Origin of the sequence: Aquabacterium humicola, from assembly GCF_030167915.1 — a bacterium.
GTDB lineage: Bacteria > Pseudomonadota > Gammaproteobacteria > Burkholderiales > Burkholderiaceae_C > Pseudaquabacterium > Pseudaquabacterium humicola.
The window spans coordinates 292,066-314,529 of sequence record NZ_JARGNB010000007.1; the positions used below are offsets into that span (position 1 = coordinate 292,066).

The 22,464-nt window shown below is 72.9% G+C and carries 17 protein-coding genes and 1 pseudogene; 10 read left to right on the forward strand and 8 right to left on the reverse strand.

All coding sequences use genetic code 11. The features are described 5' to 3' along the window. Nucleotides 1-30: 30 nt before the first annotated feature. The 6 genes and pseudogenes from P1K89_RS26515 to P1K89_RS26540 all read left to right on the forward strand — a co-directional run. Nucleotides 31-954 (forward strand): annotated as a pseudogene (locus P1K89_RS26515) (hydroxymethylglutaryl-CoA lyase); the annotation flags it as partial. A 129-nt stretch (nt 955-1,083) separates the two neighbouring features. Beyond that, nucleotides 1,084-2,181 carry a CaiB/BaiF CoA transferase family protein gene (locus P1K89_RS26520; RefSeq protein ID WP_284619617.1) on the forward strand — a complete coding sequence of 366 codons (1,098 nt, stop codon included), beginning with the start codon at nt 1,084-1,086 and terminating at the stop codon, nt 2,179-2,181. 83 nt (nt 2,182-2,264) lie between these two features. Continuing rightward, a complete protein-coding gene (hppD, locus tag P1K89_RS26525; protein WP_284619545.1) occupies nt 2,265-3,341 on the forward strand; it encodes a 4-hydroxyphenylpyruvate dioxygenase in 1,077 nt (358 codons plus the stop codon). 199 nt (nt 3,342-3,540) lie between these two features. Next, nucleotides 3,541-3,990, forward strand: coding sequence for a carboxymuconolactone decarboxylase family protein (locus P1K89_RS26530; RefSeq protein WP_284619546.1), 450 nt, complete (start codon nt 3,541-3,543; stop codon nt 3,988-3,990). A gap of 68 nt (nt 3,991-4,058) precedes the next feature. After that, nucleotides 4,059-7,280, forward strand: coding sequence for a protein kinase domain-containing protein (locus P1K89_RS26535; RefSeq protein ID WP_284619547.1), 3,222 nt, complete (start codon nt 4,059-4,061; stop codon nt 7,278-7,280). A 52-nt stretch (nt 7,281-7,332) separates the two neighbouring features. After that, on the forward strand, nt 7,333-7,965 hold the full coding sequence (locus P1K89_RS26540) for a DUF6151 family protein (protein WP_284619548.1): 633 nt from the start codon (nt 7,333-7,335) through the stop codon (nt 7,963-7,965). 12 nt (nt 7,966-7,977) lie between these two features. Here P1K89_RS26540 and P1K89_RS26545 read toward each other — a convergent pair whose 3' ends face one another. From P1K89_RS26545 to P1K89_RS26565, 5 genes are all read right to left on the reverse strand, one after another. Beyond that, the gene (locus P1K89_RS26545; RefSeq protein ID WP_284619549.1) at nt 7,978-9,264 is read right to left on the reverse strand and encodes a DUF2325 domain-containing protein; all 1,287 of its coding nucleotides are present in this window, start codon (nt 9,262-9,264) and stop codon (nt 7,978-7,980) included. A 10-nt stretch (nt 9,265-9,274) separates the two neighbouring features. Beyond that, nucleotides 9,275-9,490, reverse strand: a complete 216-nt coding sequence (gene hemP, locus P1K89_RS26550; RefSeq protein WP_284619550.1) for a hemin uptake protein HemP — start codon at nt 9,488-9,490, stop codon at nt 9,275-9,277. A gap of 92 nt (nt 9,491-9,582) precedes the next feature. Then, complete coding sequence (locus P1K89_RS26555) at nt 9,583-10,431, reverse strand: ChaN family lipoprotein (protein WP_284619551.1); 849 nt, start codon at nt 10,429-10,431, stop codon at nt 9,583-9,585. Beyond that, the gene (locus tag P1K89_RS26560; RefSeq protein WP_284619552.1) at nt 10,428-11,846 is read right to left on the reverse strand and encodes a hypothetical protein; all 1,419 of its coding nucleotides are present in this window, start codon (nt 11,844-11,846) and stop codon (nt 10,428-10,430) included. Before P1K89_RS26560 ends, P1K89_RS26555 begins: the two co-directional genes overlap by 4 nt. Nucleotides 11,847-11,888: 42 nt before the next feature. Beyond that, a complete protein-coding gene (locus P1K89_RS26565; protein WP_284619553.1) occupies nt 11,889-12,347 on the reverse strand; it encodes a DUF6841 family protein in 459 nt (152 codons plus the stop codon). A 161-nt stretch (nt 12,348-12,508) separates the two neighbouring features. Between P1K89_RS26565 and P1K89_RS26570 the strand changes: the two genes are divergently transcribed. Further along, entirely contained in the window at nt 12,509-12,718 is a 210-nt protein-coding gene (locus P1K89_RS26570; RefSeq protein WP_284619554.1) for a hypothetical protein, read from the forward strand. Between the two features lie 58 nt (nt 12,719-12,776). On the opposite strand, the gene P1K89_RS26575 is transcribed toward P1K89_RS26570, so the two are convergent. Then, entirely contained in the window at nt 12,777-14,699 is a 1,923-nt protein-coding gene (locus P1K89_RS26575) for a SagB/ThcOx family dehydrogenase (RefSeq protein ID WP_284619555.1), read from the reverse strand. A 250-nt stretch (nt 14,700-14,949) separates the two neighbouring features. Here P1K89_RS26575 and P1K89_RS26580 point away from each other — a divergent pair, with 250 nt between their 5' ends. Then, nucleotides 14,950-17,487 carry a penicillin-binding protein 1A gene (locus P1K89_RS26580; protein WP_284619556.1) on the forward strand — a complete coding sequence of 846 codons (2,538 nt, stop codon included), beginning with the start codon at nt 14,950-14,952 and terminating at the stop codon, nt 17,485-17,487. A gap of 61 nt (nt 17,488-17,548) precedes the next feature. Here the strand turns inward: P1K89_RS26580 and P1K89_RS26585 are convergent, their stop codons facing one another. Next, nucleotides 17,549-18,043, reverse strand: a complete 495-nt coding sequence (locus P1K89_RS26585) for a hypothetical protein (protein WP_284619557.1) — start codon at nt 18,041-18,043, stop codon at nt 17,549-17,551. Between the two features lie 436 nt (nt 18,044-18,479). Between P1K89_RS26585 and P1K89_RS26590 the strand changes: the two genes are divergently transcribed. After that, nucleotides 18,480-19,112: a CHRD domain-containing protein gene (locus tag P1K89_RS26590; protein ID WP_284619558.1), complete on the forward strand. Its 633-nt coding sequence runs from the start codon at nt 18,480-18,482 to the stop codon at nt 19,110-19,112. Nucleotides 19,113-19,155: 43 nt separating this feature from the next. On the opposite strand, the gene P1K89_RS26595 is transcribed toward P1K89_RS26590, so the two are convergent. Further along, on the reverse strand, nt 19,156-19,539 hold the full coding sequence (locus tag P1K89_RS26595) for a hypothetical protein (protein ID WP_284619559.1): 384 nt from the start codon (nt 19,537-19,539) through the stop codon (nt 19,156-19,158). Nucleotides 19,540-19,753: 214 nt separating this feature from the next. Here P1K89_RS26595 and ligD point away from each other — a divergent pair, with 214 nt between their 5' ends. Continuing rightward, nucleotides 19,754-22,420, forward strand: a complete 2,667-nt coding sequence (gene ligD / locus P1K89_RS26600; protein ID WP_284619560.1) for a DNA ligase D — start codon at nt 19,754-19,756, stop codon at nt 22,418-22,420. Nucleotides 22,421-22,464 lie beyond the last annotated feature (44 nt).

Below are 22,464 nucleotides of genomic sequence, written 5' to 3' on the forward strand. Positions count from 1 at the left end.
ACCCATCCCCGTTTCACCCGAGCCGCCGCCATGTCCAGCCTCCCTTCCCATGCCGTGATCCGCGAAGTCGGCCTGCGCGACGGCCTGCAGAGCATCGCGACGATCCTGCCCACGGCCTCGAAGCGCGACTGGATACGGGCCGCCTACGACGCCGGCCAGCGCGAGATCGAAGTCGGCTCCTTCGTGCCGGCCAGGCTGCTGCCGCAGCTGGCCGACACCGCCGAGCTGGTGGCCTACGCGAAGACGTTGCCGGGGCTGTTCACCTCGGTACTGGTGCCGAACCTGAAGGGCGCCGAACGCGCGCTGGAGGCCCGCGCCGACCTGATGCTGGTGCCGCTGTCGGCCAGCCACGCGCACAGCCTCGCGAACCTGCGCAGGACGCCCGACGAGGTGGTGACCGAGGTCGCGCGCATGCGGGCACTGCGCGACGCCTCGGGCGCGAAGACGCTGATCGAAGGCGGCGTCGGCACGGCCTTCGGCTGCACGCTGCAGGGCGAGGTCAAGCCGGCCGAGGTGCTGCGCCTGCTGCAGGCGCTGCTCGACGCCGGCGCCGACCGCGTCAGCCTGGCCGACACCGTCGGCTACGCGAACCCGGCGGCGGTGGAGGCGCTGTTCGAGCAGGCCCGCCGCACCGCCGGCGAGCGCTTCTGGTGCGGCCACTTCCACGATACGCGCGGCCTCGCGCTGGCCAACGTCACCGCGGCGCTGCGCACCGGGGTCACGCGGTTCGACGCCACGCTGGGCGGCATCGGCGGCTGCCCGCATGCGCCGGGCGCCAGCGGCAACGCGGCCAGCGAGGACCTGGCCTTCCTGCTCGAGGACATGGGCATCGCGACCGGCATCGACGTCGACGCGCTGCTGGCGCTGCGCGCACGGCTGGCGCACTGGCTGCCGGGCGAGCAGTTGCACGGCACGCTGGCCTGCGCCGGCTTGCCGAAGACCTTCCGGCCGGCCGCGCCCGTGTCGTCGTCGTCCACCCGGCCCGCGACCGGCGTGGGCGACGCCGGCGCGCTGCCGCTTGCCGTGAACGGGGGAGCCGGCGCGCTGCCGCTTGCCGGCGTGCGCGTGATCGAGTTCTCCCACATGGTGATGGGCCCGACTTGCGGGATGATCCTCGCCGACCTCGGCGCGGAGGTCATCAAGGTCGAGCCGCCCGGCGGCGACAAGACGCGCACCTTGCCGGGCCTGGGCATCGGCTTCTTCCGCACCTTCAACCGCAACAAGAAGAGCGTGGTGCTGGACATCCAGACGGCCGAGGGCCGCGCAGATGCCCAGGCGCTGATCGCCACCGCCGACGTCGTGCTGGAGAACTTCCGGCCCGGGCTGATGGCCTCGCTGGGGCTGGACCACGCGTCGCTCGCGCAGCGTTTCCCGCGCCTCGTCTACGTGTCGCACAAGGGCTTCCTGCCGGGGCCGTACGAGAAGCGCCTGGCGCTCGACGAGGTGGTGCAGATGATGGGCGGCCTGTCGTACATGACCGGCCCGCCCGGGCGGCCGTTGCGCGCCGGCACCTCGGTCAACGACATCATGGGCGGCATGTTCGGCGCCATCGGCGTGCTGGCCGCGCTGCGCGAGCGCGAAGCCAACGGTCGCGGCCAGGAAGTGCAGAGCGCGCTGTTCGAGAACTGCGTCTTCCTGTCGGCGCAGCACATGCAGCAGTTCCTGATGACCGGCGAAGCGCCGCCGCCGATGCCCTCGCGCGTATCCGCGTGGAGCGTCTACGACGTCTTCACGCTGGCCGACGGCGAGCAGCTGTTCATCGGCGCGGTGAGCGACAAGCAGTTCCTGACCCTGTGCCGCGTGCTCGACGCCGCCGCGCTCGCCGCCGAGCCGGCCTTCGCCGACAACGCGCGCCGCGTCGCGGTGCGGCCCGAGCTGCTGAAACGCCTCGGCGAGATCCTGCTGCGGCACCACGTGCAGGACCTGATGCCGAAACTGGAGGCCGCGGGCATTCCGTATGCCCCGATCATGCGGCCCGAACAGCTGGTCGACGACCCGCACCTGAAGGCCAGCAGTGGCCTGGTGCCGATGGCCACCGAGGACGGCGGCACCACCGACGTCGTGCTGCTGCCGCTGACCTTGGGCGGGCGCCGGCTCGGCGTGCAGCGGCCGCTGCCGAAGGCCGGCGAGCACCAGGACGAGGTGTTCGGTGCGCTGCGCCGCGCCGGTCAGCCGGGCTGAGTGACCGGGGCACGCTGGTCAAACGGCCCGAGCCGCGCCAACATCGAGCCATCGCCCGGCGCACGAACCTTCAGGAGACCACCATGGCCGACCTCTTCGACAACCCGATGGGGCTGATGGGCTTCGAGTTCGTCGAGTTCGCGTCGCCGACGCCGAATACGCTGGAGCCGGTGCTCGAGCAGCTGGGCTTCTCGCCGGTGGCCAGGCACCGCTCGAAGGACGTGGTGCTGTACCGCCAGGGCGACATCAACTTCATCGTCAACCGCGAGCCGCACAGCATGGCCGCGTACTTTGCCGCCGAGCACGGGCCCTCGGCCTGCGGCCTGGCGTTCCGCGTGCGGGACTCGCACAAGGCCTATGCACGCGCGCTGGAGCTCGGCGCGCAGCCGATCGAGATTCCCACCGGGCCGATGGAGCTGCGGCTGCCGGCGGTCAAGGGCATCGGCGGCGCGCCGCTGTACCTGATCGACCGGTTCGAGGAAGGCCGGTCGATCTACGACATCGACTTCGAATGGATTCCCGGTGCCGATCGCCACCCGGTGGGCCATGGCCTGAAGATCGTCGACCATCTGACGCACAACGTCTACCGCGGCCGCATGTCCTACTGGTCGGCGTTCTACGAGAAGCTCTTCAACTTCCGCGAGATCCGCTACTTCGACATCCAGGGCGAATACACCGGGCTGACCTCGAAGGCGATGACCGCGCCCGACGGCCGCATCCGCATTCCCCTGAACGAGGAATCCAAGAAGGGCTCCGGCCAGATCGAGGAATTCCTGATGCAGTTCAACGGCGAGGGCATCCAGCACATCGCGCTGCTGACCGACGACCTGATCGCCACGATCGACCGCCTCGCGCTCGCCGGCGTGCCGCTGATGGCCGCTCCGAATGACGTCTATTACGAAATGCTCGACGAGCGCCTGCCGGGCCACGGCCAGCCGATCGCCGAGCTGAAGACGCGCGGCATCCTGCTCGACGGATCGACCGCCGGTGGCCAGAAGCGCCTGCTGCTGCAGATCTTCTCGCAGGCGCTGCTCGGCCCGGTGTTCTTCGAGTTCATCCAGCGCCGCGGCGACGAGGGCTTCGGCGAGGGCAACTTCAAGGCGCTGTTCGAATCGATCGAACGCGACCAGGTGCGGCGCGGCGTGCTGGGCACCGCCTGACCAACGGGCGGACGCTGCGTGGCGGCCCGCCCGCGGGCGCCCGTTCGAAGGGGGATGCGCGCATCGCTGTAAGCGCAGCGGGCCCGGCGCGACGAAGTTCCTGACGCGGGCTGTCACGAGCGGCCCCCGTGTTTCGTCTTGACAGCAGGAGCGGCCGCATGGGGCGGCCGCCCGGTTTCGAGACCCAGGGACCCTGCCGATGACCACCCGTACCGCCCGCATTCCGTACTTCCAGCTCGCGCCGAAGGCGTTCCAGAACCTGCTTGCGCTGTCCAATTCGCTGCGCAAGGACCTGCTCGGCCCCCGGCTCGTCGAGCTGGTGCTGCTGCGCCTGTCGCAGATCAACGGCTGCGCCTACTGCATGGACATGCACTGGCGCGAGCTCATCAAGCAGGACATGGCGCCGCGCGAGATCAACGCGCTGGCCGGCTGGCGCGAGGCGCCGTTCTTCACCGATCGCGAACGCGCCGCGCTGCGCTGGGCCGAGCTCGTCAACGCGCTGCCCGCGGGTGATGCAAGCGACGAGGAATTCGCCGCCTTGCGCGCACACTTCAGCGACGAGGAGATCGCCGAGCTCGGCTTCGTGATCGTCACGATCCGCGCCTGGAACTCGCTGAACGCGAGCCTGCGCCATCCGATGCCGGCCTGAGCGCCTGCGACGCACCGCGCGGTCCGGGGGTCGCTCGCCGGCGGGCGCTGTCCGTATAGTCGGTCGACATGGCCGACGACGAACGCACGATCGGCGTCCACGGCTCGTCAGCCGCGCCGGAACGCCTGCTGCAGTATACGCAGCTGCGCGCCGTCGGCCACGGCGGCATGGGCGTCGTCTACCAGGCGCGCGACGTCGACCTCGACCGGCCGGTGGCGATCAAGCTGCTGCATGGCGCCGCCGGCGGCGCCGACCCGACGCTGGTCGAGCGCCTGCTGCGCGAGGCGCGCAGCGCGGCGCAGCTGATCCATCCGAACGTCGCGCTGGTCTACCAGGTCGGGCGGCAGGACGGGCTGACCTTCATCGTGATGGAGTGGCTCGACGGCGGCGACCTCGCGCAGGTGCTGCGCGAGCGTGGCGCGCTGCCGTGGCGCGAAGCCGTCGCCGCGCTGCGCGATGCGGCCGCGGGGCTCGCCGCAGCCCATGCGGCCGGCCTGGTGCACCGCGACGTCAAGCCGTCGAACCTGATGCGCACGGCGGCCGGCCAGGTCAAGCTGGTCGACTTCGGCCTCGCGCGGCTGCACGAGGCGCCGTCTGACCTGACGCAGGCCGGCGCGCTGCTCGGCACGCCGGCCTACCTGTCGCCCGAGCAGTGCATGGGCGAGGCCGCGACGCCGCTGTCGGACGTCTACGCCCTCGGCTGCACCGCCTTCCAACTGCTGACCGGCCGTGCGCCGTTCGCGGCGGCGAACGGCGCCGCGGTGCTCTACGGCCACCTGAACAAGCCCTTGCCCGATGCACGCAGCTTCGCGCCCGACCTGCCCGACGCGCTGCTGGCGCTGCTGGAGCGCCTGTGCGCGAAGGACCCGGCGGCACGCCCGGCGAGCGCCGTGGCCGTGCGCGACGCGTTCGACGCGCTGCTCGGCGCGGGACCCGCTGCGGTGGCGCCGCCGACCCCGCGCAGCAGCGGCAACCTCGCGCTCGACGCCACGTCCTTCATCGGCCGCGAGCGCGACAGTGCGGCGATCGCCGCGTCGCTGCAGCAGGCGCGCCTGGTCACGCTCACCGGCCCGGGCGGCACCGGCAAGACGCGGCTCTCGCACCACGTCGCGCGCCGGCTGGCCCACGGCTTCTCCGATGGCGTCTGGTTGATCGAGCTCGCGCCCTTGCCGGCCGAGGCCGGCGAAGCCGCGCTGCTGGACGCGCTGGCCGAGGCGATGGGCCTGCGCGAGGCCGGCGGCGGCGCCGCGGTGGCCCAGGCGCTGATCGACCAGCTGCGCGCGCGCGAGGCGCTGCTGCTGCTCGACAACTGCGAACACGTGATCGAGGCGGCCGCCGCGCTGGCGCGTCGCATCGTCGAACGTTGCGAGCGCGTGCGCGTGCTGGCCACCAGCCGCCAGCCGCTGGGCGTGCCGGGCGAGCAGGTGGTCGCGGTGCCGCCGCTGCCGACCGGCGACGAACGGGCCAGCGTCAACGAGCTGGCCGAGGTCGATGCGGTGCGCCTGTTCGTCGAACGCGCCGCGGCGGTGCGCCCGGGCTTCATGCTGAGCACCGACAACGCGGCCGCGGTGGCGCAGATCTGCCGCCGCCTCGACGGCATCCCGCTGGCGATCGAGCTCGCGGCGGCGCGGGTGAAGCTGCTGACGCCGCCGCAGATCGCCGCGCGCCTGGCCGATGCGTTCAAGCTGCTCGCCGGCGGCCAGCGCACGCTGCTGCCGCGGCAGCAGACGCTGCGGGCACTGATCGACTGGAGCTGGGACCTGCTCGTTGCGTGCGAGCAGCGCCTGTTCGCCCGGCTGGCGGTCTTCGCCGGCGACTTCTCGCTCGACGCGGCCGAGGCCGTGCTGCCGGACGACGCCGATGCGCCGGCGCTCGACGTGCTGGAGGGCCTGGCCAGCCTGGTCGACAAGTCGCTGGTCGTCGCGCACGAACGCCCCGGCCCGGGCGGCGGCGAGATGCGCTACCGGCTGCTCGAGACGATGCGCCAGTACGCCGCCGAGAAACTCGGCGCCACTGGCGAAGCCGCGGCGCTGCAGCAGCGCCACGCGGTCTTCTACCTCGTGCTCGCCGTCTCGACGGTTGCCGGCCTGCACGGCAGCGACCATGCGGCGGCCGACGCGCGTCTGCAGCTGGAGCACGACAACATGCGCGCGGCGCTCGATGCCGCCGGCGCCGCGCGCTGGTTCGACATCGCGCTGCCGGGCGCGAAGGCGCTGGCCGAATGGTGGTTCGCGCACGGCGTGCTGGCCGACGGCGTCGCGCGGCTGGAGTGGCTCATCGCGCAGGACCCGCCCGACGGCATCGCGCTCGCCGAGCTGCTGCAGCCCGCCGGCCGCCTGGCGATGTTCCTCGGCCGCCATGCGCTGGCGCGCGCCTGGTTCGAGCGCGGCCTGCCGCTGGCCCGCGCGGCCGGGGAGCGTGCGCTCGAGGCCCGATTGCTGGGCGGCCTCGGTTCGGTGGCGACGTTGCGCGGCGAGCTGCCCACGGCGCGCCGGTGCTTCGCCGATGCGCTGGCGCTGTGCTCGGTGCTCGGCGACCTGGCCGAGCGCGCAAAGGCGCACAACAACCTGGGCATGGTGCTCAACGACATGGGCGACGTCGCCGGCGCGCGCGAGCACCTCACCGCGGCGCTGCAGCTGCACCGCGCCTCGAAGCGCCCGGTGGACCTCGCCAACGGCCTGCTGAGCCTGGCCGAGCTCGAGCAGGCGGATGGCCAGGCGGCGCAGGCGCAGCCGCTGTTCGAGTCCTCGCTGAACCTGTTTGCCTCGCTGGGCGACGAGTGGTCCGCCGCCTATGCGCGAGACGGGCTCGGCCGCTGCGCGCTGCGCGCCGGCGACCTGGACACCGCGCGGGCGCACTTCGAGCAGGCGCTTGCCGCGCTGCGCCGGGCCGGCGACCAGGGCGCGATCGCCGACCAGCTCGACCACCTCGCGCAGGTCGCGCTGCTCGAGGCGCGGCCGGAGTCCGCCGCGCGGCATGCGCGCGAGGGCCTCGCGCTGCGGCTGGCGCTGGACAACCCGGCCGCGGTCGCCGCGTCGCTGCAGACCTGTGCCGCGCTGCATGCGCCGACGGACCCCGTGCGCGGCGCGCGCCTGCTCGGCGCGATGGACGTGCTGCAGCGCGCCGCGCAGGCGGTGCCGAATGCAGTGCGCATGCAGCGGCTGTCGGCGCTGTGCGCGCAGCTGGCAGGGCGCCTGGGCGACGAGACCTTCGCGCGCCTGCGGGCCGATGGCGCGCGCGAAGATCCGCTGGTGCTCGCGCGGGCCGAAGCGCGCGGCGAAACCACGTAGAGTTCGGCGCTTCGCCGACCCGGTGCGCCGCGAGCGCCTTCCACTGCTGCCGATGACGACCGCACGACCCAATGCCGACATCCTGACCCTGCGCTGCCATTGCGGCCGGCTGCGTGGCCGCGTCGATGCCTCGTCATCCGGCCGGCGCCGGCCGGGCCTGCACGTGGTCTGCTACTGCGACGACTGCCGGGCCTTCGTGCGCGCGCTGAAGCGGCCCGAGCTGCTCGACCGTTTCGGCGGTTCGGCGGTCTGGCAGACCACGCCGGCGCGCATCACGCTCGACACCGGCCGCGAGCAGCTGGCCTGCCTCAAGCTCAGCGACAAGGGCATGCTGCGCTTCCACAGCGCCTGCTGCGCGACGCCGATCGGCAATGCGCTGGGCGCCGGCTGGCCCTTCGTCGGGCTGCTGCGCGCCTGCCTCGAGGTGGACGACGCGAGCGCGCAGCGCCTCTTCGGCGCGCCGACGCATGTGCACGGCCGCCTCGCGCTGGGCGATGTCTCGGCCTTCGCAGAGCCGCGCGCATCCCTGCGCACGATCGCCCGCACCGTCGGCTTCCTTCTGCGCGCGCGGCTGGCCGGTGCGCAGCGGCCGACGGCGTTCTTCGATGCCGCCGGCCGGCCGGTGGTCACGCCGCGCGTGCTGTCGGGCGCCGAGCGCGACGCGCTGCGGGCCGCGGACCGCTGAAGGCCTGGCCGCTTACTTCAACGCCTGGGCTTCGTCGGCCGTCGCGGCCTGCAGCTCGACGACGCGGCCGTCCGCGGCGCTGGCATCCGGCGCGCCGGCGCGCATCAGGCGGATCAGGCTGCGCTCCAGCGCCGAGCTGCTGGGGTTGCTGACGAAGACGCAGCGCTTGCCGGTGCGCTTGCAGTGGTCCTTCACGCGCCAGTAGGCGTCGTGGCTGATGCAGCCGGTCTGGCAGATCACCAGGTCGGCGGCGGCCAGCGTGGCGTCGAGCTGGGCGACCTTGCCCTCCTCGCCGCCGTCGTGGTGCAGGAAGCGGCCGCCGGTGCGCTCGATCAGGCGCCGGTAGGCCGGCACGCTGGCCGAGCGGCCGCCGACGCAGAGTACCGCGCGCTCGTGCAGCGGCGAGGCCGTCGCGGCGGCCGGGGGCGCCACGGCGTCGGGCGCCTGGAGCGCGAGCGCTTCATCCGCCCGCCGGCGCTGGCGCTCGGCGTCCTGCCGCGCCTGCAGCGCCTGGCGCTGCAGCGCGTGCACCTGCTCCGCCAGCGCGCGGTTCTCCCGGGCGAGCTCGAAGCGCGTGCGCAGCTCCGGGGCCGCGGCTTCCAGTGCCGCCAGCTGCTCGCGCAGCTGGGCGATCGTGGTGTCGCGGCCGATGAGCTCGGCACGCAGCTGCATCGCCAGCGCATCGAGCTGCGCGATGCGGCGGGCCTGCTCGGTGGCCAGGCGCGTGGCCCGCTGCTGCACCGCGCCGAGCTCGCGTGCGAGCACCGCGTTCTCGTCGATCAGCGCATCGAAGCGCGCCGCGTCGACGCGGGTGGCCATGCCGATCTGGTGCTGCAGCATGTGCACGTCGCCGAGCACCGCATGCGCCAGCGCATCGTCGCAGCGCGCGTGCGTCATCACCGCCCAGAAGCGGCCGGCCAGGTCGGGGCCAGCGGCGGCCTCGCGCCACCACGCGGCGAGCGCGTCGGTCGTCTTCAGGGTCGCGGCGCGGCGCAGCGCAGGCGCGTGACGCCGGTCGAGCTCCTTCTGCAGGGCCTCGGCCAGCCGGGTGCGCAGCCGGCACTCGGCGATCGCGCCGCAGTGCAGTTCGTGGTCGCCGGCCAGCGCCTGTGCGCCGGGCACTTTGTCCGTCACGCCGAGCACTTTGTCCGTCAGGCGCCTCAGCGCGCCGATCGGCAGGCACACGCCGATCACCGGGCAATGGGCATGCGAGCCGAGCTCCCACAGGCGGCGGCGGCGCGAGCCGGCGCGTACCGTCTCCGGCCGCGTCGGCTGCTGGAAGGTGTCAGCGCGCTGCATGCCGCGGGGGCTACTTGGTCAGGATCAGCTTGCCGAGCGAGGTGATGCGCAGCCGGTAGATCGCGCCCAGGTGGTCGATCTCGATCTCCTGGGCGCCGGCCAGGAGGGCCGAGCTTTGCAGGCGCGCACAGGGCATGCGTCGCACCGGCGCGGGCGACGACGGGGCCGCCGCGTGGTCGCGGGACGGTGCCGGTGCGAGGGAGGCGAAACGGGGCGTGGCGTTCATGGGCCCTACTGTAATGCGAATCGTTCGCATTAGCAAGCCGATGGAGCGTCCGCGGCCTGTTGGCGTGGTGGCCCGGACCTGCGAGGCCAGGCTCAGCCGGGGCGGGCGGGAACCAACGCAGCGCAGGGGTCGGGCCGGGGCTGCACCTCGGTGCGCAGCACACGGTCGAAGCGGCCGGGCGGGTCGGCGTCCGACTCCAGCAGGCCGATCACCCGGCTGCGCGCGCGTTCGGCCGGCGGCAACCAGCGCGGCGCGCCGGCATCGCTGCGCACATGGCCGTTGCCGGCCAGCAGCACCGCGCCGCCGGCCGCATGCCGGACCAGCAGGCGCGCCATGAACTGGTCGCGCGCCACCTGCGCCAGCGCGAGGCGCCGCGCGCCGCTCGCATCCAGCTGGCCGCAATGCCCGGCGACCAGGGCCTCGACCTGCAGCGCCATCAGGTCCTCGGGCACCGCGGCGTCGAAGCCGTGCGCCGCGAGGCCATCGGCGATGACACGGCGCACATCGGTCCGCGACACGTTGGCGGCGATCACCACCAGCCCGTGCTGCAGCGCGAGGGCGAGAAAGGGTTCGTAGTGCGGCCAGTGCCAGCCGCTGCCGCCGGCGGCAGCGATGATCGAGGCCGGTGACGCGCCGGGCGCGGTGCGGGCCGCGTCCAGGGCCGCCTGCTGCTCGCGGTCGAACTGCTCCATCAGCAGCGCCGGCCGCGCGCCGGTGTCGAGCAACTCGCGCAGGGCCTGCACGCGCAGCGCGTGCTGGGCGGCGTTGTCGTGCACTTCACCGAGCAGGATCAGCGGCGCGCCGCGCAGGTCGAGCCCCGAGTCGGCCGCCGGCCGCGGGACGGTGCAAGCTTCGAGGGCGGCCAGCGCTGCGCCGAGCAGGCCGGCCAGCACCCAGCGCCGCCGGCGGATGGTCGGATCGGCCCGGCACGGCGTGATCACCACGGCAAGTTGAACCGCACGGCCAGCCGGCTGCGTTCGCCCGCGCGCTCCAGGGGCCCGGCCTGCAGCAGCGCCGGCGGCGTCGCGGCGGGCGCCGTCGAGACGGGTGCCGGCGTTGGCCCCGTCGCCGTCCACGTCTGCCCGGTGAACGCCGTCAGCACGAGCGTGTAGCCCTGCATCTGCGGCGACAGTTCGCCGCTGTACGCGCGCCCGACCTCCAGCGCATCGGCATCGGCCGGTGCATCACCCGGCTTGTCGGGCTGCACGGGCTTCAGCTTGCGCTCGGTGAACGTGGCTTCGCCGGTCGACGGGTGGTAGCGCACCTCGAAGTTGACGCTGCGCGCGGTGGCCGGCGAGCGTTGCTTGTAGAACGCGCAGAAGCCGTTGCCCGAGGGCATCACGCCGCCGGTCCAGCCGCTGCCGTCGCCGCCGGGGGTCACGCTGTCGGTGTAGTTCACGGTCTCCAGCGGCTTTGCGCCGGCAGGAGCCTCGCGGCAGACGGTGTGATCGCGCTCGCAGCCGGCGCTGCCGCAGCCGGGAATGCTCTGCGGCCTGCTGCTGGTCAGCAGCGTGCGCTTGTCGTCGACGGCGGTCGGCGCGGCCGCTTCCTTCAGCTGATAGGCCATCGGCTTGCGCGGGAACAGCTCCAGGCTGATCGGGTACTTGATCTGCGCGGTGTCGGAGCGCCAGAACTTCCACGAACCCTGCGGCATCAGCGCGGTCAGCTCCAGCGGCACGTGCGTCAGTGCGCGGTCGACGAACAGCGGGGCCAGCGCGGCGGCGGGGATGGTCAGCTGCAGCTTGTCCGGCGGCTGCACCTGCAGCCAGCCGGGCGGCGCGGGCTGGCCGGCCAGCGTCACCGCGTAGCTCAGCGTGCCGGCGGTCGGCAGGTTGGTGGTGATCGTGATGCGCGCGTCGCGGCCGGCGCGGAAGTAGTGCGAGGCGCCCTCGACGCGGCGCAGCACCGGCGTCGACGCATCGAAGGGCAGGGCCTTCAGCGCGGCGCCCACGTCCAGCGTCACCGGGCGCTCGATGCGGCCGCGGTCGGCGGCGGGGTCGGGCAGGGCCAGCAGCTGGCGGTCGAGCGCGCGCAGGATCGTGATGCGGTCGGCCGCCAGGCGGTCCCACTTGTCGTCGGCCACCGGGCGCAGCTCGGTGCGCGCGTTGGCGATCATCAGCTGCAGCTCGCGCACCGCCTTCGATGCCGGCAGCGAAGGCTCGCCGGTGGCCTTGCCGGCGAAGAAGGCCGCGCGGGCGGTGAACTGGTCGAGCACGAAGCTGACAGGGAAGCTCGGTGCGGCCACCGACAGCGGCGCCTCGGCGGCGGGCGCCGTGGCCGCGAGACCGGCGACGACCGCGGCGATCAAGCAGCCGATCAGGCAGGCGATCAACGACCCGGTGCGCGATGACCTCATCGGCCCACTGTAGCGGAGCGCGGCTCCGCCGTGGGCGCCGATTCAGCGCGGCCGGCCCTGCTCGTCGACCAGCCCGTGCTCGCGGTACAGCGCCATCTCGTCGCCGGCGATGAAGGCGAAGATCTTCGGTCCACCGTCGCGGCGCTGCAGCAGGTAGGTGACGACGAAGTCCAGGCCGAGCGGCTGGCCATCGCGCCGCTCGTGGTCGCTGCGCATGCGCACGCGCACGAGGTCGTGCTGCTCGTCGATCGGCATCGCCTCGACGCCGCGCAGGTGCATGCGCTGGGTGCCGATCAGGCGGTGGAATTCGGCGCCGTCGCGCAGCACCTGCGCGTAGCGTTCGTCGTTCGCGCCGCCCTGCACCATGCCGCCGGCGCTGGCGCTGACGAAGTGCTCGGCGTAGCTCGCGCGCACCTGCTCGGCCGGCGCGTGGCCGTCGAGAACCTGGTTGAAGACGTCGACGTAACGTTCGAAGAACTCGCGGTAGTCGGGAGCGTTCATGCGCAAACCTCGTTCGGCTCGTCGGGCGAGCGATGCGCCATTTCATCCAACGCTGCGCCGATGGCCGGTCGTCCGAGCGCGCGACTGGCGGTAGGAAGCGGCCGACAGCGGCCGGCACACCGCTTGCCTGCTCGTCGACAACCTCCTCTCAGGTGATCGCCATGAACCGCCATTCCCCGAAGCCGCCTACCGAGGGCGACTCGCTGCCGCCGCTGCAGAGTCCGATGCCGCGCACGCCGGGGCTCGACCACGAGGAGCCCGAGCAGCGCCAGGAGCGCGACATCCCGAGCGAAGAAGGCAGCACCGAACGCGCCGGCGCGTCGCAGCGGCGCTCGGCAACGAAGGCGCGCGGCACGTTGGCCGGAAATTAGCGGCACGCGGCGCTCGGGTCCGGCCGGCGCGGGCCGTCGCCGAGGCCTGCGGCCCGGTTCACCGGACTCCCAGCGCCGCGAGGTGCACCACCCACGCGCGGGCAGGGTCGATGCCGATGAGGGCCGCGGCCTCTTCGTCGTAGAACGCGCCGACCGCGCAGACGCCGAGCCCGCGTGCACCGGCTTCGAGGTACAGCCGTTCGCCGACCCGGCCGGCTTCGAGCAGGGCATGGCGGTATCCGCGGGCGGCGCCGGCGGGGTCGGCGGCGAAGGCCGCGCGGTCGACCGTCAGCATGAACACCGCGGCGGCATCGCCGATCACGTCCTGGTCCAGCGCGGCCGCGCGCGGGGCCGCGCGCGTGACGCCGGCGGCTCGGCGCGGCAGCAGCCGGTGTGCATCGAGGTCGATGCGGTAGGCGCCGGCGGCGAGGCCGTTCACCGCGTGCACGACGAGGTGCATGCGCAATGCGGCCGACCACGGGTCCGGCGTGCGCAGCCCGGCGATGAGACCGCCGAGCGTTTCGAGCGGCAGGGCCGCGCTGGCGAAGCGCCGCACCGAGCGGCGACGCGCGATCAGCGCGAGCACGCCATCGTGCGGCGGTGCGGCCGGTTGCGGCAGCGCGATCGCGCCGCCATGGGCGCCATCGCGTGACGAGGCGGCGGAGGCCGGTGGCGATGCCGACGGCCCGTCCACCGCGGCGCGCAGCGAGGTCGCGCGGTGCAGCGTGCCGGTGATGCCCAGCCGCTCGGCCGTGTCGCCGCCGAGGGCCGGCGGCGCCCAGCGCTGCGCGCCCGTCGACGCGAGCACCGGCGCCCGCGCGGACTCATGCAGCGCCAGCAGCGCGAGCACGCCTTCCTCCGCTTCGTCGACCCCCAGCGCGGCCGCGGCGCGGGACTCGTCGAACCGGTGCACGAACTGCACGCGCCGGCCCAGCGCCGCGCCCGCCTGCAGCGCGTTCTCCAGCGCATGGCCGAGGTCGGCCAGCACGTAGCGGTAGGTGCGGTCGCGGTACTTGTGGCCGCTGCGGCGGAACAGCGCGGTGGCCAGCAGCAGCACCTCGGCGCCGGCCAGCGCCGGATCGGCGGCGGCACCGAGCGCCGCATCGTCCGGTGCGGTGGCCGACAGCCGCTCCAGCGCGTGGTGCTCGGCGTCGTAGTGCCACAGGCCCGGCGCCAGCCCGTCCAGCGCCCGCACGGCCACGTACAGCTCGGTCGAGAACAGCGCGCCCGACGACGGCGATGCGCGCAGCTTCAGCGTGCCGCGTTCTTCGGTGACGCCGGCGACATGCCACAGCAGCGTGCCGAGCGCCACGCCGTCGAAGGCCGCCCCGCGGTGTGACCGGGGCGGCGGCAGGGTGATGCTCGGCGCATCGGCATAACGCTTGAATGGCGCCGGCGGATCACCCCAGTCGACACTCGGTGCACGCAGCAGCACGCCGCGCCGCGAGTGCGACGAGAAGGCGTGGAAACGCTCGACCAGCGCGAGCGCATCGCCGCCGGCGACGCGGGCCGGCGCCGCGCCGGCAGCCGTACCTGCACCCGCCAGCGGCGCCGAATCGAGCCGCAGCTCGCTGCGCCCGTGGCGCAGACCGAGCATGAAGGCCAGTGCCGCGAACAACCCGCCGCCGAGCAGGGCCAGCGTGCCGCGCCGCGCCGACGCGTCGTCGACCGCCGCCGAAGGTCGCGCCGCGCCCCGCCGCGTGATCCAGCGCCACACCAGCGGGAAATTGAAGCCCAGGTGCAGCAGCACCAGCAGCACGGTGCCGTAGCCGAACAGGTAGTGCCAGTCGAACACCGGCAGCTGCTGGTTCGCGACCCAGAAGATGCCGAGGCCCGCCGTGGTGCCGACGTAGGCCAGCAGCAGCAGGCTGGCGCCGATGTTCAGCGCCAGGCGAGACGGTGGGCGGCCGCGCAGCCATTGCAGCGCCAGCCAGGCCAGCGCGGCCAGCAGGGGCAGTGCCACCCACAGCAGTTTGGGCATGCCGGCCTCGTCGATCGGCCCCGGAGGAGCGGCATTCTAGGCAGCGTGCACGCGGCGCGGCGGGTAGCGTGGCGGCTGACGCGAGGGCTGTAGGAGCGCACCCACAGTCGCTCGCGGCAGCGCCCGAACGACACGTGCGGCGATCTTGACGACCATCGCCGCCATGGACACCTCGCGCGACGACCCTCCGGCAGCCCGCCCCGCGGCTTCTTCCGTCCTGCGGAGCGATCCGCGATGGCCGCGCGTGGCCGTGAGCGTCGCCCTGTGGGCGTCGATGGTGCTGGTGCCGCTGGCCTTGCTGTGTGCCGCAGGCGCGTGGTGGCTGGTGGGCCACACCCCCGACGCCACCGCGGTCGCCGAACGGGCGGCCGAGCAGCCGACCCGCATCCTGTCGGCCGATGGCGTGCTGATCGACACGCTCGGCGAGCGCCTGCATGCCTCGCGCACGCTGGACCAGGTGTCGCCGGCGCTGGTGCAGGCGCTGCTGGTCACCGAGGACAAGCGCTTCTACGAACATCACGGCCTCGACCTGCGGCGCATGGTCGGTGCCGCGTGGAACGTGATGAACGGCGAGATCCAGGGGGCGTCGACCTTGACGCAGCAGCTCGCGCGCAACCTCTTCCCGCAGCGCATCGGCATGGAGCGATCGCTGCTGCGCAAGCTGCGCGAGATCACGCTGGCGCTGAAGATCGAGCGCGCCTACACGAAGGACCAGATCCTGACGCTGTACCTGAACCAGGTGCGCTTCCCCTACCGCGTGACCGGTGTCGAGATGGCCGCGCGAACCTATTTCTCGAAGTCGGCGCAGGAGCTCGATCTGCACGAATCGGCCCTGCTGGTGGCGATGTTGAAGGGCCCGAAGCGCTACGACCCCGAGCAGGCGCCCGAACGCGCGAAGGCGCGCCGCGACCTGGTGCTGACGCTGATGTCGCGCGCCGGCGCCATCGACGAGGCGACCCGCGCCCGCGCGACTGCGCAGCCGCTGGGCGTGCACCTGCAGCGGCTGGACCTGGGCCCGCAGCACGCGCCGCATTTCGTGCGCCTGGTGCGCGCGCAGCTCGACGACTGGGCCGAGGCGCAGGGCGCCGATCCGCGCGTCGAGGGCCTGACGGTGCACACGACGATCGATACCCGCCTGCAGGCCCTGGCCGAGCAGGCCGTGCGGCGGCAGGCGGCGTTGTTGCAGGCGGTGGCCGACCAGGAGTGGAGCAAGCCGGCGCTGCGCACCGGTGCCGATGCGCTGGCGGCCGGGCAGGGCGGCCAGACTGAAACGGCGCGTTCTCCGGGTGGCGAACCGGCGCGTTCGCCGACGGCCTTCACGCATTTCTGGTCGCAGCAGCCGACGCTGCTGGCCGAGCTGGCGCGGGAGACGCCGGCCTACCGTGAGGCGCGCGCGGCCGGGCTGGACGACGCGCTGGCGCTGCGCCGTGGCCTGGCCGACCGCGACGCGCTGCAGGCGCTGAAGTTCCAGAAGACGCGGCTCGAGGCCGGCTTCGTCGCGATCGACCCCACCAGCGGCGCGGTGCGCGCCCATGTCGGCAGCCGCGATCCGGCGCAGGACCAGTTCGACCATGTCTCGCAGGCGCAGCGTCAGCCGGGATCGACCTTCAAGCCCTTCGTCTATGGCGCGGCCTTGCAGTCGGGCATCCGCTCGACCGACATCCTCTACGACGAGGCGGTGGAGATCCCGCTGCCGGACGGCACCGTCTGGTCGCCGCGCGACGTCGGCGAGGCCACCGGCGAGCCGCTGAGCGTGCGCGAGGGCCTGGCCCGTTCGAAGAACACCATCACCGCGCAGGTGATGCGGCGCGTGGGCGTGTCGGCGGTGATCCGCTATGCGCAGCTGATGGGCCTTTCGCGCGCGAAGCTCGATCCAGTGCCCTCGCTCGCGCTGGGCACGAGCCCGGTCACGCTGCTGGAGCTGGCGGGCGCCTATGGCAGCTTCGCCTCGCTGGGCGTGAAGCGCCAGCCGGTGCTGATCAGCCACATCACCGACCGCCACGGTCGCGAGCTGGCGCGCTTCGCGCCCGAGCCGCAGCGTGTATTGACCGAGACGCAGGCCCTGGAGATGGTCGACATCCTGCGCGATGCGGTGAACAGCGGCACCGGCGGTTGGCTGCGCAGCCGCTTCGGCCTGCGCGTGGACGTGGCGGGCAAGACCGGCACGACGCAGCGCAACACCGACGGCTGGTTCATCGCGATGCGGCCGGACCTCGTCGCCGGGGCGTGGGTGGGCTTCAACGACCAGCGCGTGACGATGCGCAGCAACCATTGGGGCCAGGGTGGCCGCAACGCGCTGCTGATCGTCGGCGATTTCCTGCGCGCGGGCCTGCAGGCGGGCCGGATCGACCAGCGTGCGCGCTTCCCGGTGCTGCCGAAGCCCGAACCCGTGCCCGAAGACATGTCGGCCGATCCGGGTGCACAGACGTCCCCGATGCTGCATGCCGCATTGGCGGCCGGCGCGCTGCCGCCAACGGCGCCGCCCCGGCCGACCCTGCCGCCGCCGATCCAGGCGCCGCTGTCGCCGCCGGACGCGCCGCCGGTGGTGCCGAACCTGCAGGGCCTGCGTGCGGCCCCGGTGCAGACGCTCACGCCGGTACCGCCAGCCCCGGCGCCGGTACTGCGCTGGTCCACACCGCGCGAGCTGCCGGCACCGGCGCCGCGGGAGCTACCGCCGCTGCGGGAGCCATCGCCGCAACGCGAGCTGCCGCCGCCGCGAGAGCCGGTCCATCCGTCGGAGCCTGACGACCCCAACGACGAAGAGGCGCCGGCGGTCGTGCGCCTCTGAGGGTCACCCGAGCCGCGCCGCGCCAGCGCCATCCTGTCGATGGCGCGGCGCGGTTTGCCGTTCAGCCGCGACGTCCCGGGTGGCGGTCGTTGCGGTTCGGGATGCCGTCGCCGTCGCGATCCCAGCGGCTGTCGCGGTCGTAGCGGTTCGGCACGCCGTCGCCATCGCGGTCCCAGCCGGGGGTGTAGCGGCGGTCGTGGCGGTTCGGGATGCCGTCACCGTCACGATCCCAGCGCGGGTTGTAGACGCGGTCGAGCTGGTTCGGGATCCCGTCGCCGTCGCGGTCGCCGCTGCGCACGCCGCGGTAGTAGGGGTTGTGGCCGTAGTGGTGGCCGGGGTTGTGGCCGTAGACCGGGTAGCCCGGGTAGGCCACCGTTGCGGCGGGCACGATCACGCGCGGGGCCGGCACGTAGACCGGCGCCGGGCTCACCATCACCGGCAGCGGCACGCCGATCGACACCGACCACTGCACGTTGCCGCCCGCATGCGCGGTGCCGGCGGCCATCGCGCCCGCCAGGCCGAGCGCCGCGACGATCCACTGGGTCTTGTTGCTCATGTTCACCGTACTCCTTCTGGGGTCTTGGCCCGCTCGAGGGGCCTGCACCGTCTCAACGGCGCGACAGCGCACGCGGTTCACCGTTGCCGCGTGAAGCCTCGGTAAAGAACCGTGAAGCGCAAAGGTTGCGGCCCGCGTGACGAGTCGTGAGTTCTGGGTGATAACGTTGAAAAGACGCGGCCAGAAAAGGCCCGAAGGCGGTGCCGGCGTTACCCATGTTCCGAGACGTATCACCCAAAAGACGTGTCAAGGGACAACTGCAACAGGGCGTCATTGCCAGGGGCTGATCCTGGAACATGTGCTTGCATCAAAAGTACGCGGCCATCGAGGCTGGTTTGGATTAAGGTCAGCTTCGAGCCGTGCAGAGCCCTCGGCGGTGCACGGCCGCGTCGCTCACGACCCGCCGACTTTCCTCAATCGATCCAAGGATGTCCCCATGAACAAAACCCTCGTTTCGCTGCTGGGCGCGGCCGCGCTCGGCATGGTGCCGCTGGCGGCCTCGGCCGTCACGTACACCTTCAACGCCACGCTGAACGGCGCCAACGAAGTCGGCAGCAGCAGTTCCGCTGCCACCGGCCTCGCGTCGCTGATCTACGACACGCATGACACGGCCTCCCTGACCGACGACACCTACGACTTCACGATGGCCGTCTTCGGGCTGTCCGGCGGTACCGCGGCGGGCACGGCCGCCAGCGGCTATCACATCCACGGCGCGGCCACGACGACCGAGAACGCGCCGGTGCGTGTCGCGCTCGACGGTTCGCCCTTCGTCTCGCTGAACATGGGCTCGACGCTGCTGGTCGGCGGCGACGACGTGCCGGTGACGATGATTCCGGAGACGCCGGCGGGTGCCAACAACGCGGGCCATCCGGCGATGTCGTTCCTCGACATGCTGCAGGGTCAGCTGGCCTACGTGAACGTGCACACGGCCGCCGATCCTGGCGGTGCCGTGCGCGGTCAGCTGGTGGGTGTCACGCCGGTGCCGGAGCCGTCCACCTACGCGCTGGCGCTGGCCGGCCTGGGGGTGGTCGGTGCGGCCGCGTGGCGTCGCCGCCGCGAGCTGCGCTGATGCGCATCCTCCCCGGCGGGCAGGCAGCCGCCGGGGATCTTCTTCAACGTTCGTCGTCGCCGTCGAGTTCGTCGTCCTCTGCCTCGTCCTCCGGCAGCAGGGCGGCTTCGTCGGCGGCGTCGAGCATCTGATCGATGCTGTGCGCCGAACCGTCGATGATGCGGTCGGGCAGCAGGTCCGCGCCGTCGCGCGCGTCGTTGCCGGTCGCGGTGGCCCGTTCGCCTGTGCCCAGCGCATCGCTCGCGCTGTCGCGGTGGGCCGGCACGGCGCCGAGCTCGCCGGGGTTGTCGGTCTCGGTCGCCAGCGGCTGTTCGCCGATCACGTCGCTGCCGCTGTCGGAACTGTCGCTCGGCCCGAGGGCCTCGACATCGCGTCCGCGGGCCCGGGGCTGGACGGGGATGCCGCCCTGGATGCTGCTGCTGGCCATCTGCGTTCTCCTGATGGTGGGATGGATGGTTTCAGCCTAGGCAGGCCCCGCGGCGACGTCTGTAGGCAGACGGGCCCGCGGGTGTAGGACGGGGCCAAAATCGCCGGATGACCTGGCCCCTGCTCACGTCATTCGTTCGCCCCGGGTGGGGCTCGGCGCCCCGGGTTCGCGTGAGCGGACCCCTCCGGGGTCCAGTGCGGCCGGGCGCTCGCTGATGGCGTCGCGTTCCAGATCGGTCGACAGGCTCCAGCACTACCGCGCCAAGCGCGACTTCCAGCGCACGCCCGAGCCTGCGGGCGATGTGGCCGCCGCCGGCGACGGTGCGCTCTGCTTCGTCGTGCAGAAGCACGACGCGTCGCGCCTGCACTACGACTTCCGTCTCGAGCTCGACGGCGTGATGCTGTCCTGGGCCGTGCCGAAGGGGCCGAGCTTCGACCCGCAGGACAAGCGCATGGCGGTGCAGGTCGAGGCGCATCCGATCTCGTACAACACCTTCGAAGGCGTCATTCCGCCGGGCCAGTACGGCGCCGGCCGCGTCATCGTCTGGGACCGTGGTACCTGGGAGCCGGTGGGCGATGCGCACCAGGGCCTCGCCGACGGAAAGCTCGTGTTCGCGCTGCATGGGCAGAAGCTGGCCGGCCGCTGGGAGCTGGTGCGTATCGCGAAGAAGGACGAGGAGCGCGACGTGCACGGCGACAAGCCGGCTTCCGGCGGCACTGCCGCGAAGCGCGAGAAGCAGGTGCCATGGATCCTGTTCAAGAAGCGCGACGCCTATGCGCGGCCGCGGGCCGAATACGACGTGGTCAGCGCGCTGCCCGACAGCGTGGTCGCCAAGCCGCTGCCGCCGGCCGATGCGGCGGCGCTGCCGGGCCGCGGCGGCGGCCTGGTCGACGAAGCCGGCGTGGTGCGCCAGCCGGGCGACCTGACCGGCGCGAAGCGCGCTGCGCTGCCCGACAAGCTCGGCCCCCAGTTGGCCACCGCCACCAGCGCGCTGCCCGAGCGCGGCGACTGGCTGTTCGAGGTCAAGCTCGACGGCTACCGGGTGATGGCCCGCATCGCGAACGGCGAGGTCGCGCTGATCACCCGCGGCGGCCATGACTGGACCGCGAAGATGCGGCCGATCGCCGACGCGCTGCGGGCGCTGGCGCTGAAGTCTGCGTGGCTCGACGGCGAGGTGGTCGTCTTCGGCGCCGACGGGCTGCCGAGCTTCAACGCGCTGCAGAACGCGTTCGACCACCGCCGCTCGGAACAGATCGTCTACATGCTGTTCGACCTGCCGTACCTCGACGGCTGGGACCTGCGCGCGGCGCCGCTGCGCGAACGCCGCGCGTTGCTGCAGCAGGTGCTGCGCGATCGGGACGAAGACGGCGACCCCGGCGCCGGCCGGCTGCGTTTTTCCGCCGCCTTCGACGCCGATCCGGCGAGCCTGCTGCTGTCGGCGCGGCAGCTGAAGCTCGAAGGCCTGATGGCCAAGCGTGCCGATGCACCGTATGTGTCGCGGCGCACCGAGACCTGGCTGAAGCTGAAGGCGCGGCAGCGCCAGGAGTTCGTCATCGGCGGCTTCACCGACCGCGGCGGCGAACGCCGCGCGCGCGAGATCGGCAGCCTGCTGCTCGGCGTGCTCGACGAGCGCGGCAAGCTGGTTCCGGTGGGCAGCGTCGGCACCGGCTGGGACGGCCGCAGCGCCGCGGAGCTGAAGGACCGGCTCGTGCCGCTGGAGCGCGCGACGTCGCCGTTCGCCGGCGATGCCGCACCGCCGTCGGGCCGCTGGTCGCGCCGCAACGCCGGGCAGGAGCGCTGGGTCGAGCCGCAGCTCGTCGCCGAGGTCACCTTCGCGGAGTGGACGCCCGACGAGCAGATCCGCCACGCCACGTTCGAGGGCCTGCGGTTCGACAAGCCCGCCGAGCAGGTGCGCCGCGAAGTGCCGCGGCCGGTGGACCCGGCGCCGGCGGCGAAACGAAGGCCGGCGAGCGCCGCGAAGAACGGCGCCGTGGACGCGTCGAATCGGCGTCAGGTGAAGGTCTCGCATCCCGAGCGCGTGATCGACCCCTCGACCGGCCTGACCAAGCTCGACCTCGTGCGCTACTACGAGAGCGTCGCGGACTGGATGGTGCCGCACCTGAAGGGCCGGCCGTGTTCGCTGGTGCGCGGGCCGGAAGGGGTGGGCGGCGAGCTGTTCTTCCAGAAGCATCCGGAAGCGCTGCGCATCCCGGAGCTCAAGACGCTGGACCCGGCGCTCTGGCCGGATCACCAGGCGCTGCTGGAGGTGCCCAGCGCGCTGGCGCTGGCCGGTGCGGCGCAGATGAACGTCATCGAGTTCCACACCTGGAACGCCACCGTGCGCGACATCGCGCACCCCGACCGCGTGATCTTCGACATCGACCCCGGCGAAGGCGTGGCCTGGCCGCGGGTCATCGAGGCGGCGGTGCTGGTGCGCGGGCTGCTCGAGGAGCTGGGGCTGAAATCCTGGCTGAAGACCAGCGGCGGCAAGGGCCTGCACGTGGTGGTGCCGCTGAAGCCGCAGCACGACTGGGACACGGTGAAGAACTTCTCGCAGGCGGTGGTGCAGCACCTCGCGAAGGTCATTCCCAACCGCTTCGTAGCGAAGAGCGGCGCGTCGAACCGTGTCGGCCGGATCTTCGTCGACTACCTGCGCAACAGCCATGGCGCGACGACCGCGGCCGCGTACTCGGCGCGGGCGCGGCCCGGGCTGGGCGTGTCGATGCCGATCGCCTGGGACCAACTGCCGGAGATCAGGAGCGGCGCGCACTGGACCATCGCCGACGCGCGCGAGCACCTGTCCTTCGTGAAGGAGGACCCGTGGGCGGACTATGCGAAGTCGCGCCAGACGCTGGCGAAAGCGCTCGGGCGCATCGCTTGAGCTGGCGCAAGCGGTTGCGATCGGACACCAATCGCCCGTTCAGT

Coding starts and splice junctions, on each gene's coding strand:
- ligD (WP_284619560.1), top strand. CDS start 19,754: ATGGCGTCGCGTTCCAGATCGGTCGACAGGCTCCAGCACTACCGCGCC.
- P1K89_RS26595 (WP_284619559.1), bottom strand. CDS start 19,539: ATGGCCAGCAGCAGCATCCAGGGCGGCATCCCCGTCCAGCCCCGGGCC.
- P1K89_RS26535 (WP_284619547.1), top strand. CDS start 4,059: ATGGCCGACGACGAACGCACGATCGGCGTCCACGGCTCGTCAGCCGCG.
- P1K89_RS26560 (WP_284619552.1), bottom strand. CDS start 11,846: ATGAGGTCATCGCGCACCGGGTCGTTGATCGCCTGCCTGATCGGCTGC.
- P1K89_RS26590 (WP_284619558.1), top strand. CDS start 18,480: ATGAACAAAACCCTCGTTTCGCTGCTGGGCGCGGCCGCGCTCGGCATG.
- P1K89_RS26530 (WP_284619546.1), top strand. CDS start 3,541: ATGACCACCCGTACCGCCCGCATTCCGTACTTCCAGCTCGCGCCGAAG.
- P1K89_RS26545 (WP_284619549.1), bottom strand. CDS start 9,264: ATGCAGCGCGCTGACACCTTCCAGCAGCCGACGCGGCCGGAGACGGTA.
- P1K89_RS26575 (WP_284619555.1), bottom strand. CDS start 14,699: ATGCCCAAACTGCTGTGGGTGGCACTGCCCCTGCTGGCCGCGCTGGCC.
- P1K89_RS26565 (WP_284619553.1), bottom strand. CDS start 12,347: ATGAACGCTCCCGACTACCGCGAGTTCTTCGAACGTTACGTCGACGTC.
- hemP (WP_284619550.1), bottom strand. CDS start 9,490: ATGAACGCCACGCCCCGTTTCGCCTCCCTCGCACCGGCACCGTCCCGC.
- P1K89_RS26570 (WP_284619554.1), top strand. CDS start 12,509: ATGAACCGCCATTCCCCGAAGCCGCCTACCGAGGGCGACTCGCTGCCG.
- P1K89_RS26540 (WP_284619548.1), top strand. CDS start 7,333: ATGACGACCGCACGACCCAATGCCGACATCCTGACCCTGCGCTGCCAT.
- hppD (WP_284619545.1), top strand. CDS start 2,265: ATGGCCGACCTCTTCGACAACCCGATGGGGCTGATGGGCTTCGAGTTC.
- P1K89_RS26520 (WP_284619617.1), top strand. CDS start 1,084: ATGGTGATGGGCCCGACTTGCGGGATGATCCTCGCCGACCTCGGCGCG.
- P1K89_RS26585 (WP_284619557.1), bottom strand. CDS start 18,043: ATGAGCAACAAGACCCAGTGGATCGTCGCGGCGCTCGGCCTGGCGGGC.